Source organism: Streptomyces sp. NBC_00310 (assembly GCF_036208085.1).
In the GTDB taxonomy this organism is placed as follows: domain Bacteria; phylum Actinomycetota; class Actinomycetes; order Streptomycetales; family Streptomycetaceae; genus Streptomyces.
In genome coordinates this window covers 711,012-725,534 of record NZ_CP130714.1, presented here as the reverse complement: position 1 = coordinate 725,534, position 14,523 = coordinate 711,012, and the positions used below count along the sequence as shown (strand labels likewise).

14 protein-coding genes are annotated in these 14,523 nt (G+C 71.5%); 8 read left to right on the top strand and 6 right to left on the bottom strand.

Annotated elements, in window-relative coordinates; all coding sequences use genetic code 11:
- Both OG202_RS03105 and OG202_RS03100 read left to right on the top strand, forming a co-directional pair.
- Window positions 1-1,410: a DUF418 domain-containing protein gene (locus OG202_RS03105; RefSeq protein WP_328222267.1), complete on the top strand. Its 1,410-nt coding sequence runs from the start codon at window positions 1-3 to the stop codon at window positions 1,408-1,410.
- Between the two features lie 134 nt (window positions 1,411-1,544).
- Window positions 1,545-2,861, top strand: coding sequence for a phytase (locus OG202_RS03100; RefSeq protein ID WP_327731573.1), 1,317 nt, complete (start codon window positions 1,545-1,547; stop codon window positions 2,859-2,861).
- Window positions 2,862-3,014: 153 nt separating this feature from the next.
- On the opposite strand, the gene OG202_RS03095 is transcribed toward OG202_RS03100, so the two are convergent.
- From OG202_RS03095 to OG202_RS03080, 4 genes are all read right to left on the bottom strand, one after another.
- Window positions 3,015-3,716: a FadR/GntR family transcriptional regulator gene (locus tag OG202_RS03095; RefSeq protein WP_327731574.1), complete on the bottom strand. Its 702-nt coding sequence runs from the start codon at window positions 3,714-3,716 to the stop codon at window positions 3,015-3,017.
- Between the two features lie 22 nt (window positions 3,717-3,738).
- A complete protein-coding gene (locus tag OG202_RS03090; RefSeq protein ID WP_326585091.1) occupies window positions 3,739-4,779 on the bottom strand; it encodes an ABC transporter permease in 1,041 nt (346 codons plus the stop codon).
- A 2-nt stretch (window positions 4,780-4,781) separates the two neighbouring features.
- The gene (locus OG202_RS03085; RefSeq protein ID WP_328222266.1) at window positions 4,782-6,437 is read right to left on the bottom strand and encodes a sugar ABC transporter ATP-binding protein; all 1,656 of its coding nucleotides are present in this window, start codon (window positions 6,435-6,437) and stop codon (window positions 4,782-4,784) included.
- Window positions 6,438-6,528: 91 nt separating this feature from the next.
- Window positions 6,529-7,578, bottom strand: coding sequence for a sugar ABC transporter substrate-binding protein (locus OG202_RS03080; RefSeq protein WP_326585093.1), 1,050 nt, complete (start codon window positions 7,576-7,578; stop codon window positions 6,529-6,531).
- Window positions 7,579-8,007: 429 nt separating this feature from the next.
- Between OG202_RS03080 and OG202_RS03075 the strand changes: the two genes are divergently transcribed.
- From OG202_RS03075 to OG202_RS03050, 6 genes are all read left to right on the top strand, one after another.
- Window positions 8,008-8,397: a fumarylacetoacetate hydrolase family protein gene (locus OG202_RS03075; protein WP_327731578.1), complete on the top strand. Its 390-nt coding sequence runs from the start codon at window positions 8,008-8,010 to the stop codon at window positions 8,395-8,397.
- Between the two features lie 11 nt (window positions 8,398-8,408).
- The gene (locus OG202_RS03070; RefSeq protein ID WP_327731579.1) at window positions 8,409-9,746 is read left to right on the top strand and encodes an L-fuconate dehydratase; all 1,338 of its coding nucleotides are present in this window, start codon (window positions 8,409-8,411) and stop codon (window positions 9,744-9,746) included.
- The gene (locus OG202_RS03065; protein WP_327731581.1) at window positions 9,743-10,576 is read left to right on the top strand and encodes an SDR family NAD(P)-dependent oxidoreductase; all 834 of its coding nucleotides are present in this window, start codon (window positions 9,743-9,745) and stop codon (window positions 10,574-10,576) included. Before OG202_RS03070 ends, OG202_RS03065 begins: the two co-directional genes overlap by 4 nt.
- Window positions 10,573-11,571, top strand: a complete 999-nt coding sequence (locus OG202_RS03060) for an aldo/keto reductase (protein ID WP_327731582.1) — start codon at window positions 10,573-10,575, stop codon at window positions 11,569-11,571. Before OG202_RS03065 ends, OG202_RS03060 begins: the two co-directional genes overlap by 4 nt.
- The gene (locus OG202_RS03055; RefSeq protein WP_326585098.1) at window positions 11,568-11,879 is read left to right on the top strand and encodes an L-rhamnose mutarotase; all 312 of its coding nucleotides are present in this window, start codon (window positions 11,568-11,570) and stop codon (window positions 11,877-11,879) included. The genes OG202_RS03060 and OG202_RS03055 overlap by 4 nt, the downstream gene beginning before the upstream one ends.
- A gap of 74 nt (window positions 11,880-11,953) precedes the next feature.
- Window positions 11,954-12,799, top strand: a complete 846-nt coding sequence (locus tag OG202_RS03050) for an amidohydrolase family protein (protein ID WP_327731583.1) — start codon at window positions 11,954-11,956, stop codon at window positions 12,797-12,799.
- A 114-nt stretch (window positions 12,800-12,913) separates the two neighbouring features.
- On the opposite strand, the gene OG202_RS03045 is transcribed toward OG202_RS03050, so the two are convergent.
- Entirely contained in the window at window positions 12,914-13,777 is an 864-nt protein-coding gene (locus OG202_RS03045) for an energy-coupling factor ABC transporter ATP-binding protein (RefSeq protein ID WP_326585100.1), read from the bottom strand.
- Window positions 13,774-14,523, bottom strand: coding sequence for a cobalt ECF transporter T component CbiQ (cbiQ, locus tag OG202_RS03040; RefSeq protein ID WP_327731584.1), 750 nt, complete (start codon window positions 14,521-14,523; stop codon window positions 13,774-13,776). The genes OG202_RS03045 and cbiQ overlap by 4 nt, the downstream gene beginning before the upstream one ends.

Genomic DNA, 14,523 nt, shown 5'->3' with positions numbered 1-14,523 from the left:
ATGACACCAGACACGTCACCGGACCTGTCGTCCAAGCGGGCCCCCCTACCCGCCCCACCCGCCGCCCCGTCCGCTGCCGCCATCCCGTGCGCCGCCGCCCCGTCGGCCGCTACCGCCACGTCCACCGCCACCGCCACCGCCACGTCCACCGCAACCGAGGCCGCCCATAAGGTCATTGCTCCGGACATCGCCCCCGCCACCGAAGCGGGCCGTCCCGACGCAGCCGGCCGTCCCGACGCAGCCGGCCGAGGGCCGTCGATCGGGCGCCTGGTGGGCATCGATCTGGCCCGTGGGCTCGCGGTCTTCGGGATGTACGCCGCCCACGTCGGCCCGGACCCGGCGGTCGGCGGACCGCTGGGCTTCGTCATGGAGCTGGCACGCGGCCGTTCCTCCGCCCTGTTCGCGCTGCTCGCCGGCTTCACCCTCGTACTGATCACCGGCCGCCCGCACCCCCGCACCGGGCGCGCCGGACGGCAGGCCGTGGCCCGGATGGTCATCCGTTCCCTCGTCCTCATCGCCCTGGGGTTCGCCCTGACCGCCCTCGACACCGAGGTCGACGTGATCCTCGCGTTCTACGGGCTGACCTTCCTCGCCGTCCTCCCGCTGTACCGGCTGCGCGCCCGGACGCTCGCGCTCCTCGCCGCCGCGGGCGCATTCGTGATGCCCCAAGTTCTGTACGTGACAAGGCTGTCGATCGAGGAGGGCAGCTGGGCGGACACGGTTGTCGCCTGGGACCCGCTGGCCCGGCTCGGTGACACGGACGGCTTCATGGAGCTGCTGTTCACGGGCGAGTACCCCGTCCTCACCTGGATGTCGTTCATGCTCGTCGGCATGGCGGTGGCCCGTCTCGACCTCACCCGGAACGCCGTCCGCACCCAACTAGTCCTCACCGGCGGCGCGTTGGCCGTACTCGGCTACGGCGGATCCTGGCTGGCACTCCGCCTCGTCCCGCACGCGCGGGCGAGCGTCGCCGCCGCCACCGACGGTGATTCGGGAGCCTCGGCCTGGTGGTCCGACACCGTCGGCTACATCGTCGACGACACCCCGGCGGCCTGGCTCCTGGTCGGTGCGCCGCACAGTCAGACGACCTTCTCCATCCTCGGCAACACCGGTGTCGCCCTCCTCGTCGTCGTGCTGTGCGTGACGGCCACGGACCGGCTGCCGCGCTTCCGGCGCCTCGCCACCCCGGTCCGCGCCGTCGGCATGACGGCCCTGACCGCGTACGTGCTGCACATCCTCGCCATCCGGGAGTTCGGCATGGCGGACGAGACCGGACCGGCGCTCGTCGACCTCCTGGTCCACAGCCTGGTCGCGATGCTGCTCGCCACCGCCTGGACCCGATGGTTCCGCCGTGGGCCGCTGGAGCAACTGCTCCACCTCAGCACCCGCCCGGCGCGCTCCCTCAGGTGAGGACCGGGCGAACTTCGGCCAAACCACCGTCGTTTCACCATGACGGCATGGACAGGTCACGTCCGCCTGCGCGCAAGCTTCTCTCCGCACCATCTGCATGTCCCCAACAACCAACGACATTCAAGGGAGCGCGTGTGAGAACGCCCCGTACTGCTCGAAGAGTTGCCCTCCTCGCCTCGGGCACCGCGCTGACCACGTTTCTCGCGGCGTCCCCCGCCGGAGCGGGCCCGTCCGGCCTCCCGACGGTGACCGCGACGAGCGAGTCGGCCGCGCTCCACGACGACGAGGCCGGTGGCGACTCGGACGCCGACGACCCCGCGATCTGGCGGAACCCCGCGGACCCGGGCCGCAGCCTCGTCGTCGCCACCGCGAAGGAGGGCGGCCTGCGCGTCTACGACCTGGACGCCCGCCTGGTGCAGTCCCTGGCCGCGCCGAAGCCGCCGACGGAGGGCGACGCCCCGGGCCGCTACAACAACGTCGACCTCGTCACCGGCCTGCGCACCTCCCCGGGCCGGGCCGACGTGGCGGTGGTCAGCGACCGGGGCAACGACCGGCTGCGGATCTACCGCATCGACCCCTCCCGCCGGAACGGCCCACTGACCGACGTCACCGACCCGGCCGCCGCCCCGGTGTTCTCCGCCGACCAGGCCGAGATCAACGACCAGCGCACCGCGTACGGCCTCGCCACCTGGACGGACAGGACCACCGGCCGCACCTACGCCCTGGTCAGCCAACGCGAGCGCACCCGTCTCGCCCTCCTCGAACTCCTCCCGGCGGCGAACGGCAAGGTCGGCTACCGCAAGATCCGCACCCTCGACCTGCCCTCCTCCTTCCGCCTGCCCGACGGCACGACGTGGAGCCCCTGCGGCGAACCCGGTGAACTCCCGCAGGTCGAGGGCATGGTCGTCGACCCGGCCACCGGCACCCTCTACGCCGGCCAGGAGGACATCGGCATCTGGCGCCTGCGCGCCGACCTCACCGGCAAGCCCGCCCTGGTCGACAGGACCAAGGAGTACGGCGTCCCCGGCACGTACGACGAGGAGACCGAGGAGTGTGTGCCGGGCACCGACCCCGGCTACGGCGGGAAGCGGCTGTCGGCCGACGTCGAGGGACTGACGCTCTATCAGGAACAGGATGGGGACGGCTACTTGCTCGCCTCCAGCCAGGGGGACGACACCTTCGCCCTGTACGACCGAGAGGTGAGCGAGGGCAACGAGTACGAGGGAGGTTTCCGGATCGGCGCCGCCTCACCCACGCTCGACGGCGTGGAGGAGTGCGACGGCGCCGCCGTTCTCAACGCCCCGCTGGGCAGCCGCTATCCGCGCGGCCTCCTCGTCGTCCAGGACGGCCACGAGACGCCCGAGGTCCCGGACGGCGAGGGCGGCACCCGCACGGCCACCGGCTTCAAGTTCGTCGACCTCGGCGAGCTGGTGGACGCCACCGATATGTGAGTGCCCGTCACGGCCACCGGGTCGCAGGCTCCTCGCCGGGCTTGCGGAGGTCCGGTGGCCGTGACGGACCTACCCCGGTGGCGTGACGGACCTCCCCCGGTGGCGTGACGGACCTCCCTCGGCGGCCGTGACGGGACCTTCGTCGACCTGCGGTCAGCCGTCGATCGCGCCGAGGGGGTCCTCGTCGAGCCCCGCCGCCAGCCACTGTTCCACGGCCGCCACATGGACCGTCGCGGCGGAGACGGCCAGCGCGGCGTCGCGGGCCCGCAGGGCACGGAGGATCTCCTCGTGCTCGCGGTGGGCGTGCTCCACGGACCGCTCGGTGCGTGTGCCCCGGACGATGCGGGCCCGCTGGGTGCGGGTGGAGAGCACCCGCAGCAGCATGGACAGCACCGGGTTGCCGACCGCCTCCACGATCCGCAGGTGGAAGGTGATGTCGTGGCCGACGAACTCCTCGACCGTGGCGGCCGCCCGCGACCGCTCCAGGATGGCGCCCAGCTCGTCGAGGTCGTCGGCGGTGAGCAGGGCGGCGGCCGCCCCGGTCGCCTGGGGTTCGAGCAGCCGCCGTACCTGGAGCAGTTGCAGGGCCGTCTGCCCCTGGGAGACGTCCGAGGCGAAGGAGAGCGACTCCAGCAGGAGATGCGGCTCCAGACTGGACACGTACGTGCCGTCGCCCTGCCGGGTGACCAGGATCCGCATGGCCGTCAGCGCGCGTACCGCCTCCCGCAGCGAGCTGCGGGACAGGCCGAGCTGGGCGGCGAGGATCTCCTCCTTGGGCAGGCGTGAGCCCGGCGCCAGCTCACCGGCCACGATCATCGCCTTGATCTTGTCCATCGCCTCGTCCGTCAGTGCCACGAGGTGCCTCCCTGTACCGGAGCTACTCCTGCTTCTCGCCGGAGGCGAAGCGGGAGATGATCAGTGCGACGATGATGATCGCGCCGTTGAGGAACTGGTTCCACAGCGGCGGCACACCTGCCAACGTCATGACGTTGACGACGAGTTGCAGCGTCAGGACGCCGGTGAGCGCGCCGAACACCGAGCCCTTGCCGCCGTTGAGGCTCACTCCGCCGATGACGGTCGCGGCGAAGACCTGGAAGATCCAGCCGCTGCCCTGGGTGGCGGAGATCGAGCCGTAGTGGCCGCTGTAGAGGATGCCGGCGAACGCGGCCAGCACACTGCCGAGGATCAGCACCGCCCACACGATCCGGTCCACCCGGATACCCGCCGTCCGGGCCGCCTCCGCGTTGCCGCCGATCGCGTACAGCGCCCGGCCGTGACGGAGCCAGGCCAGGGCACTGCCCCCGATGGCGAACAGCACCACGCAGATCCAGATCGCGGCCGGTACACCCAGCCAGGACGCCTTCCCGAGGTAGGTGAAGGAGGACGGCAGTTCCACGATGGACTGGCCCTCCGAGAGGGCGACCTGGAGTCCGCGCAGCATGGTCAGCATGCCGAGGGTGACGATGAAGCCGTTCAGGCGCAGCTTCAGGATCAGGAAGCCGTTGACGGCTCCGATGACCACGCCCACCAGCAGACAGAGCGGTACGGCCGTCCACTCGGGCAGCAGCCCGAGGCCCGTGAACCGGGCGCCGCTGGTCGGCAGGACGAGCCAGACCGCGATGACGGGCGCCACGCCGATGGTGGACTCCAGGGAGAGGTCCATCCGGCCGCAGACCAGGATCAGCGCGGTGGCGAGCACCAGCAGGCTCAGTTCGGTGGACTGCTGGGCCACGCCGATGAGGTTGTCGGCGGTGAGGAAGGCCGGCGAGACGATGAAGCCGATCAGGCCCAGGACGAGGATCGCCGGGACCAGGGACAGTTCACGGAAGCGCCCGAGGCCGAGTCCACGGCGGGTGTCCCCGGTGGTCTCCCGCGCCACGCTCGCGGCGGGGTCGGTGACATCAGTGGTGGCGGACATGACTACCTTCCGTGATCTTCGGTGGTGTCCGATGCGGGGTCGGAGGCGGGATCGGAGGTGGTGCGGGAGGTGGTGTGGGAGGTGGTGTGGGGCGGTTCGGCCCGGTCGGCCACGCCCTCCATGGCGGCGACCACGTGCTCGTCCTTCCAGCCGCGGTCGAACTCGGCGACCGCCCGCCCGTGGAACATCACCACGAGTCGGTCGCACACCTTCAGGTCGTCCAGCTCGTCGGAGACGATCAGCGCGGCCTTGCCGCCGTCGGCGATCTGGCGGATCCGGCGCAGCAGGAACTCCTTGGACTTGACGTCGACCCCGTTGGTGGGGCGGATGGCGACCAGTACGTGCGGGTCGGTGGCCAGGGCGCGAGCGACGACGACCTTCTGCTGGTTGCCGCCCGAGAGGGCCGACACGGGGGTGGCCCCGCCTGGGGTCTTGATGTCGAGGTCCCGGATCATGCGCTGGGCGAAGGTCCTGGTCCGGGCGGGCAGCACGGTGCCGTACGGGCCGAGCTGGTCGGTGACGGTGAGCGTCGCGTTCTCGGCCACGCTGCGGTTGTTGACCAGTCCCTGGAGGTGGCGGTCCTCGGGGACCAGCCCGACCCCGACGGCGAGCGCCGACGGCACACTGCCGCCGCGCACCCGCCGTCCGCCGACCGAGATCGTCCCCTGCTCGGGGCGGTGCAGACCGGCGATGGTCTCGCCCACCCGCACGTTGCCGCTGGCCGCCGCCCCGGCGAGGCCGACCACCTCGCCCGCGCGCACCGTGAGCGACAGGTCCTGGCAGGCGCCGGGCAGGGTGAGGTCCTCGACCCTCAGGAGTTCGGGAGAGTCGCTCCGCACCGGCGGGCGGTTCTCGACGGTTGCCGCCGCTGTGACGGTGGTCTCCCCCGTCATGGCCTCCACGAGTGCCTGGTGGTGGAGTTGGGCGACGGGGGCGGTGAGGATGTGGGCCGCGTCGCGGTAGACGGTGACGGTGGTGCAGAGGTCGTAGACCTCTTGCAGGTGGTGGGAGATGAAGAGGAAGGCGACGCCTTGGCGTTGGAGGTCGTGGAGTTTGTCGAAGAGGCGGTTGATGCCGCGGGCGTCGAGTTTCGCGGTGGGCTCGTCGAGGATGATGAAGCGGGCGCCGAACGACAGGGCCCGTGCGATCTCGACGAACTGCCGCTGCTCGACGGTGAGATCCCGCGCCCGCGCGTCGGCCTTCACGTCCACGCCGTACCCGGCCAGCAACTCCTCGGCCCGTGCGCGCAGTTGCTTCCAGCGGATGGGCCGCAGCGGACCGTCGCTCTGCCGGTTCAGGAAGAGGTTCTCGGCGACGGTCAGGTCCTGGAGGATCGTGGACTTCTGGTAGACGCAGGCGACCCTGGAGCGCCAGGCGTCGATGTCGCCGACGGCGGGCGCCGCCTCGCCGGAGAAGCGCAGGGTGCCGGTGTCGGCGTGCTGGAGGCCGGTGAGGATGGATACGAGCGTGGATTTGCCGGCGCCGTTGCGGCCGACCAGGGCATGGGCCTCGCCGGGGGCGATGGTGATGCGGGCGTCGCGCAGCGCGACGGTCGCGCCGAACCTCTTGCTGATGCCGGTGGCCTCGGCCACCGGGGCGGGGCTCCCGGCGGCGGGGGTCCCGCCGCCGTTCGCCGCGGCGGTCGCGGTGTCCGCCATGGTGGATACCGTCCTTCGTGGGGTGGATACGAGGGGGTGCGGGCGGAGGGACGGGCCGCGTCCCTCCGCCCTGGCGTCGGCCCTTGCGGCACTAGCCGACGTTGTTGCCCCACAGGGTCTTGTCGTCGACGTTGTCCTTGGTCACCAGCGGGGCGGGCAGCTGGTCCTCGAGGCCGCCGGGGATCTCGATGATGGTGGAGTCGTGGTCGGTCTTGCCGGGCTTGAAGGTCTTGCCCTCGGCCGCGGCCTTCGCGTAGTACAGCGCGTACTTGGCGTAGAGGTCGGCGGGCTGGGAGACGGTGGCGTCGATCTGGCCCTTGCGGATCGCGTCGAACTCCTGGGGGATGCCGTCGTTGGAGATGATGGAGATGTGGCCCTTCTGCCCGGCGGGCTTGAGCAGGCCCTTCTGTTCGAGGAGGGCCAGGGTGGGCTGGAGGAAGACGCCGCCGGCCTGCATGTAGATGCCGTTGAGGTCGGGGTGCTGGGCGAGCAGGCTCTGCAGCTTGGCGGAGGCCACGTCGCCCTTCCAGTCGGTGGGCAGCTCGAACACCTTGATCTTCGGGAACTTCGTCTTCATGCATGCGGCGAAGGCTTCGGAGCGGTCGCGGCCGTTGATGGAGTCCAGGGCGCCCTGGAGTTCGGCGACCTTGCCCTTGCCGCCGAGTTGTTCGCCGAGGAATTCGCAGGCCTTGGTGCCGTAGGCCCGGTTGTCGGCGCGGACGACCATGTAGACGTCGCCCTTGTCGGGCCGGGTGTCGACGCTGACGACGGGGATCTTCTTCGATGCGAGGGTGTCGAGGGTGGAGGCGATGGCGCCGGTGTCCTGGGGGGCCATGACGATGGCTTTGGCGCCGGTGTTCTGGAAGACCTGCACGTTGGCGACGAGCTTGGTGATGTCGTTCTGTGAGTTGCTGAGCGGCAGCGCGTTGATGTCCTCGGTCTTGACGTCCTTCTTCAGGTACTCGGCGTAGGAGTTCCAGAAGTCGGAGTCGGAGCGCGGCAGGTCGATCCCGATCGCGGGCTTGTCACCGCCCGAGGCGGCCGTCCCGGAGGAGCTGTCACGGTTGCACGCGGTGAGGAGGGTGAGGGCCGCTAGGGCGCAGGCCGCTGCGGCGGTGGAGCGGGTGCGAGCGAACTTCATGGCCGGGTTCTCCTTAGCCAGGACGGGGAGGCCGCCCTCCGGTACAGGCATGCGTGGACCGTCGGAGGGGAGGGATAGAGGGTCAACCGGTGAACGAGCAGCGGAGTTTGAACGGCCACTACGTTGTCGAGGACGAGCGATGGCGGCGGTGCGATTCCTCCGATGTATCTCGGACGTCGAGGACGTTACGACGGCATTGCCGGGGTTGACAAGAGGTCGATCCCGATGAGTTTGCCAACCCGATCATGGAGCACGGGCGACGCTCAGGCCGAGATGATGTCGTACATGCCGGATCTGTGAGCTGCGGAAAGCCTGACGTCGATCAAATACATCCGAGGAATACGTTGTCAGGGCGCCGAACTGCCCATAAAGTCACGGTGCGCTATTCCTCCGATGAATGAACGAACCCATGGCAAGGGAGCTGCCCCAGTGAAACTGCTACGCGTCGGCGCCCCGGGAGAGGAGCGCCCCGCCGTGCGTACCGACGACGGCCGGTTGCTGGATCCGCCCTCTGTGGCCTGCGACATCGACGGCGCTTTTCTCGCCTCCGGGGGAGTGGCCCGGGCCCGGGCGGCGGTCGAGACGGGCGGACTGCCCGAGCTCGACCTGGAGTACTCCTCGCAGTGGGACCTGGGCACATCGTGCGAGACCTTCAATCCGATGGGTCCGTGGCTGGTCACCCGTGACGTGATCAACACCGGTACCCCCGCGGGTGTGGCCCTGGGCCTGCCCGGCACCTCCTTCCTGTGCCCCGGTGACACCGTCGAGCTCTCCATCGACGGGCTCGGGAGCCAGCGCCAGATCTTCGGCCAAGCGTGAAAGGCATCCCCGTGACTGCAACCCCGGCCCGGATCACCGCGGTCGACACCTACGACATCCGGTTCCCCACCTCGCGGGAGCTGGACGGCTCGGACGCGATGAACCCGGACCCCGACTACTCGGCTGCGTACGTGGTGCTGCGCACCGATGCCGGCGACGGCCTCGAAGGCCACGGCTTCACCTTCACCATCGGCCGCGGCAACGACGTCCAGGTCGCCGCGATCGGTGCCCTGCGGCCCCACCTGGTGGGCCGCCTGGTGGAAGAGCTGTGCGCTGATCCCGGCTCGGTCAACCGCGACCTGATCGGGGACAGTCAGCTGCGCTGGCTCGGCCCGGAGAAGGGCGTGATGCACATGGCCATCGGTGCCGTGGTCAACGCCGTGTGGGATCTGGCCACCAAGCGCGCCGGGCAGCCCCTGTGGCGGCTGCTGGCCCATGCCGAGCCGGAGTGGCTGGTCTCCCAGGTCGACTTCCGCTACATCGCCGACGCCCTCACCCCCGAGGACGCCCTCGACCTGCTCCAGCGGGGCCGGGCGGGCCTCGCCGAGCGCGAGAGCACGCTGCTGGAGCGCGGATACCCCGGTTACACCACCTCGCCGGGCTGGCTGGGCTATTCGGACGAGAAGCTCACCCGGCTGGCCAAACAGGCCGTCGCCGACGGCTTCACCCAGATCAAGCTGAAGGTCGGCGCCGACCTCGCCGACGACGTGCGCCGCATGCGCACCGCCCGCGCCGCGGTCGGTGACGGGATCCGTATCGCCATCGACGCCAACCAGCGCTGGAACATCGACGAGGCGGTCGAGTGGACCAACGCGCTCGCCGCCTTCGATCCGTACTGGATCGAGGAACCCACCAGTCCCGACGACATCCTCGGCCACGCCGCCGTCCGCCGGGGCGTCGCTCCCGTGAAGGTCGCCACCGGCGAGCACGTGCAGAACCGCATCGTGTTCAAGCAGCTTCTCCAGGCGGGTGCCATCGATGTCCTGCAGATCGACGCGGCCCGGGTGGGCGGTGTCAACGAGAACCTCGCGATCCTGCTGCTCGCCGCGAAGTTCGGGGTCCCGGTCTGCCCGCACGCCGGCGGCGTGGGCCTGTGCGAACTGGTCCAGCACCTGTCGATGTTCGACTACCTGGCCCTGTCCGGCACCACCGACGACCGGGTCATCGAGTACGTCGACCACCTCCACGAGCACTTCACCGCCCCGGTGGTGATGCGCGACGGCCACTACACCGCGCCGCTCGCTCCAGGCTTCTCCGCCACCATGCGGGAGGAGTCCATCGCCGAATACCGTTACCCGGACGGCACGTTCTGGGCCGCCGACCTCGCTGGACGGGAAGAAGTCGCATGACCGAGCCGACACGAGACCTGACTGAGCCGACAGGTGAATCGACCGAGCCGACAGGTGAACCGACCGGACCGACAGGTGAACTGACCGGTCTCAAGGCGGTCGTCACCGGGGGCGCGTCCGGCATCGGACTGGCCACCGCCCGACTGCTGGCCGCGCGGGGCGCCACGGTGGCCGTGCTCGATGTCGACCCCTCCGGGGCCTCGGCCCCGCTGCTCGGTCTGAAGGCCGACGTCACCGATGACGCCTCGGTGCGCGCCGCCGTGGAACAGGCGGCCGAGCGGCTCGGCGGTCTGGACATCCTCGTCAACAACGCGGGCATCGGCGCGCAGGGCACCGTGGAGGACAACCCGGACGAGCAGTGGCAGCGGGTGTTCGACGTCAACGTCCTCGGCATGGTGCGCACCAGCCGGGCCGCGCTGCCCCATCTGCGCGGCTCCGCCCACGCCGCGATCGTCAACACCTGCTCCATCGCCGCCACCGCGGGCCTGCCGCAGCGCGCCCTGTACTCCGCCAGCAAGGGCGCCGTCCTCTCGCTGACCCTGGCCATGGCCGCCGACCACGTGCGCGAGGGCATCCGCGTCAACTGCGTCAACCCCGGCACCGCCGACACCCCGTGGGTCGGTCGGCTCCTGGACGCGGCCGACGACCCCGAGGCCGAGCGCGCCGCCCTCAACGCCCGCCAGCCCCTGGGCCGCCTGGTCACCGCCGACGAGGTCGCGGCCGCCATCGTCTACCTGGCGAGCCCCGCCGCGGCCTCCGTCACCGGCACCGCCCTCGCCGTGGACGGCGGCATGCAGGGACTCCGGCTCCGCCCGGCGAACCGGCCATGAGGACCAGGACCCTCGGCCGCACCGAGGTGCGTGTCACCGAGCTGGCCTACGGCGCCGCGGGCATCGGTAACCTCTTCCGCCCGGTGGCCGACGAGGAGGCCGCCGCAGCGGTCGACGCCGCCTGGGACGCCGGGATCCGCACCTTCGACACGGCACCCCACTACGGCCTCGGCCTGTCCGAACGCCGCCTGGGCGCCGCCCTGCGCGACCGCCCCCGGGACACGTACACCGTCTCCACCAAGGTCGGACGACTGCTGGTGCCCGCCGACACCCAGGGCGACGACCTCGCCAACGGCTTCGCCGTCCCGGCCACCCACCGCCGCGTCTGGGACTTCAGCGCCGACGGAGTGCTGCGCTCCCTCGAAGCCAGCCTGGACCGCCTCGGCCTCGACCGGGTGGACGTCGCCCTCCTCCACGACCCCGACGTCCACGCCGAACAGGCCCTCGACGAGGCCTACCCGGCACTGGAGCGGCTGCGCGCCGAAGGCGTCGTCGGAGCCATCGGCGTCGGCATGAACCAGTCCGCCCTGCCCGCCCGCTTCCTGCGCGAGACCGACATCGACGTCGTCCTCCTCGCCGGCCGCTACACCCTCCTGGAACAGGAAGGCCTCGCCGAACTGCTCCCCGGGGCCACCGCCCGAGGCCGCAGCGTCCTCATCGGTGGCGTCTTCAACTCCGGCCTGCTCGTCGACCCCAAGCCGGGTGCCACCTACGACTACGCGCCCGCCCCGGAACCCGTACTCGAACGGGCCCTGCGCCTGAGGGCGATCACCGAACGCCACGGCGTGTCCCTGCGTGCCGCAGCCCTCCGCTTCCCGCTCGGCCACCCGGCCGTCGCGAGCGTCCTCACCGGCGCCCGCTCACCGGACGAGGTCCGCGACACCGTGGAGCAGTCGCGCCACCCCGTGCCGGACGCCCTCTGGGACGAACTGCGCGCGGAGGGCCTGCTCGCCCCGGAAACCCCCGTGCCTCTCGAAGAAAAGGAGCCGTCGTGAGGGTCGCCCTGCACACCAAGGTCCGCGCCGACCGCGTCGAGGAGTACGAGGCGGCCCACCGCGAGGTCCCCGAAGAGCTGACCACCGCCATCCGCGCCGCCGGGGTGAGCCAGTGGACGATCTGGCGCAGCGGCACCGACCTCTTCCACCTGCTGGAGGTCGAGGACTACGCGAGGATGATCGCCGAGCTGGAGAAACTGCCGGTCAACATCGCCTGGCAGGCCCGCATGGCCGACCTGCTCGACGTCGTCCACGACTACTCGGCGGAGGGCTCCGAGGCCGGCCTGCCCGTGGTGTGGGAACTGTGAGCGGCGCGGACCGCCCGGGGCCGGTGAGCGGTCCGGCATCCGTGGAAGCGGGGGCCGACACGGACCCTCCTCCCTTGATCGTCGACGCCCACCACCACGTCTGGGACCTCTCCGTCCGCGACCAGGGCTGGATCACCGGACCCGAACTCGCCCCGCTGCGCCGCGACTTCCCCCTCCGCGAGCTGGAGGCGGCGGCCCGCTTCGTCGGTGTCACCGCCACCGTGCTCGTGCAGACGATCACCGTGCCCGAGGAGACCCCCGAGTTCCTGGCCCTGGCCGCGGGCAGCGACGTGGTCGCGGGGGTCGTCGGCTGGACCGACCTCACGGCGCCCGACGTGGCCGAGAACCTCGCCAAGCTGCGCGAAGGACCCGGCGGCGAGCACCTGGTGGGCATCCGCCACCAGGTACAGGGCGAACCCGACCCGAGCTGGCTGGTGCGCCCGGACGTACTGCGGGGTCTGACCGCCGTCGCCGACTCGGGACTCGTCTACGACCTCCTGGTCAAGCCGCACCAGCTCCCGGCCGCCGTGGAGGTGGCCGGGCGGCTCCCCGGACTCACCTTCGTCCTCGACCACTTGGGGAAGCCGCCCATCGCCTCCGGCGAACTGGAGCCGTGGGCGGGGGAGGTGCGTCGACTGGCCGCCCTGCCGAACACCGTGTGCAAGCTCTCCGGCCTGGTCACGGAGGCGGACTGGAACTCCTGGTCCGTCGCGGACCTCGTGCCGTACGCCGACACCGTGCTGGACGCCTTCGGTCCCCGGCGGCTGATGTACGGCTCCGACTGGCCCGTTTGTCAGCTCGCCTCCGACTACGTCGAAGTCATCGACGTGGTCGAGTGTCTGGTGTCCCGACTCGGCCCGGCAGAACACCGGGAGGTTTTCGCAGGCACCGCCGTCCGCACGTACGGCCTTCGGATCTGAAGCGGGCCTCGCCGAAGACTCCCAAGGTGTGTCAAGGTCAGCCGTCAGCCGTCAGCCGTCAGCCGTCAGCCGTCAGCCGTCAGCCGTCAGCCGTCAGCCGTCAGCCGTCAGCCGTCAGCCGTCAGCCGTCAGCGGCGGAGCGACGCGTGCCCCCGCCATGGCGGCCAGCTCCTCCGGTGTGCGCGGGCCGGACTCGCCGTCGGACAACAGGCTCTGCTCGCGGAGCAGTTGAGCGACGGCGATGCCCCAGGGCAGCCGTAGCCCCGCCTGCTGGAGGAGATCCGTGCGGGCCAGCATCGCGGCCACCGGGCCCGTGCGCGCGCCGGACGGGGTGAGCAGCGCCGCGTCGTCGGCCCACCGCAGGGCGAGGTCGACGTCGTGGGTGGCCATCACGACGGTGGTGCCGGACCGGCGCAGCTCGTCCAGCGTGGCGAGGAGCCGCTCCTGGCCGTCGGGGTCGAGCCCGGCGGTCGGCTCGTCGAGGATCAGGACCCGGGGGCGCATCGCGACCGCGCCGGCGATGGCGGTCCGCTTGCGCTGGCCGTAGGAGAGCAGATGGGTGGGCCGGTCGGCGAGGGCACCGATGCCGAGCGCGCCGAGCGCCTCGTCCACCCGGGCCCGCACCTGCGCGTCGGGCAGCCCGAGGTTCAGCGGCCCGAACGACACGTCCTGCGCGACGGAGGCCGCGAACAGCTGGTCGTCCGGGTCCTGGACGACCAGCTGGACCGTCGTACGCAGCCGGGTCAGGCCCTTGCGGTCGTACGTCACCGGCTGCCCCTCCACCGCCAGCTCGCCCGCACGGGGCCGCAGTCCGCCGCTGAGCAGTCGCATCAGCGTGGTCTTGCCGCTGCCGTTGCGGCCCAGCAGGGCGAGCGCGCGCCCCTCGGCCACCTCGAAGTCGAGATCGCTGAGCACGGCCGGGCCGTCCTCGTACGCGAAGGACGCGCCCCGCAGGGCGACCAGCACGGGCTCGCTCATGTCAGCGGCCTTTCGAGGACGAAGGTGAGGGTGGCCACCGCGGCGAGGAGCACGACGCTGATCACGGTGAAGCGGGCGGAGATCCGGGCCTCGGGCACCAGGACGCGCAGGGTGCCGTCGTACCCCCGCCCGGCGAGCCCGGTCTGGAGCCGCGCCGCCCGGTCGAAGGCCCGTACGAACGCGGTGGCGCCGAGGCCGGCGAGGGAACGCCAGGTGGCGGCCCGTGTGGTGTGCCCGAGCCGGGCCGCCTGCGCCTCCCGGATACGGCGCACCGAGTCCAGGAGCAGAAAGCTCATGCGGTACGTGACCAGCGCCACGTCCACGACCGGCGCGGGCACCCCGGCCTTCACCAGGCGCGGCAGCAGGTCCGACATGGGCGTGGTGAAGGCGAACAGGAGTACGCCCAAGGAGGCGGCCGAGGTGCGCAGCATCAGCTCCCCGGCGCGGACGGGTCCGCCCTCGGCCAGGGCCACGAAGCCGTCCGGTCCGCCGACCTGGACGAGCAGCGGCAGCGCGCCGGTCACGCAGAAGCCCAACGGCACCCGGTAGGCGCGCCACAGCCGGCGGCCGGGCACGCCCGCCGGGCCCAGCAGCACGACGAGCGCGGTCAGCAGGACCAGGGCCGCGCCGGGCCAGGGCGGCAGGGAGATCGCGAGCACGGTGAGGCCGAGCCCGAGCACGGCCTTGTCCACGGGATGGCGGCGGCGCCAGCGACTGCTGTGCGCCGCCGCGTCGATCGGCAGCAC

Excerpts from the sequence above, each read along its gene's own strand:
- OG202_RS03105 (WP_328222267.1), top strand. The coding sequence starts at position 1 with ATGACACCAGACACGTCACCGGACCTGTCGTCCAAGCGGGCCCCCCTA.
- OG202_RS03090 (WP_326585091.1), bottom strand. The coding sequence starts at position 4,779 with ATGTCCGCCACCACTGATGTCACCGACCCCGCCGCGAGCGTGGCGCGG.
- OG202_RS03085 (WP_328222266.1), bottom strand. The coding sequence starts at position 6,437 with ATGGCGGACACCGCGACCGCCGCGGCGAACGGCGGCGGGACCCCCGCC.
- OG202_RS03080 (WP_326585093.1), bottom strand. The coding sequence starts at position 7,578 with ATGAAGTTCGCTCGCACCCGCTCCACCGCCGCAGCGGCCTGCGCCCTA.
- OG202_RS03065 (WP_327731581.1), top strand. The coding sequence starts at position 9,743 with ATGACCGAGCCGACACGAGACCTGACTGAGCCGACAGGTGAATCGACC.
- OG202_RS03060 (WP_327731582.1), top strand. The coding sequence starts at position 10,573 with ATGAGGACCAGGACCCTCGGCCGCACCGAGGTGCGTGTCACCGAGCTG.
- OG202_RS03045 (WP_326585100.1), bottom strand. The coding sequence starts at position 13,777 with ATGAGCGAGCCCGTGCTGGTCGCCCTGCGGGGCGCGTCCTTCGCGTAC.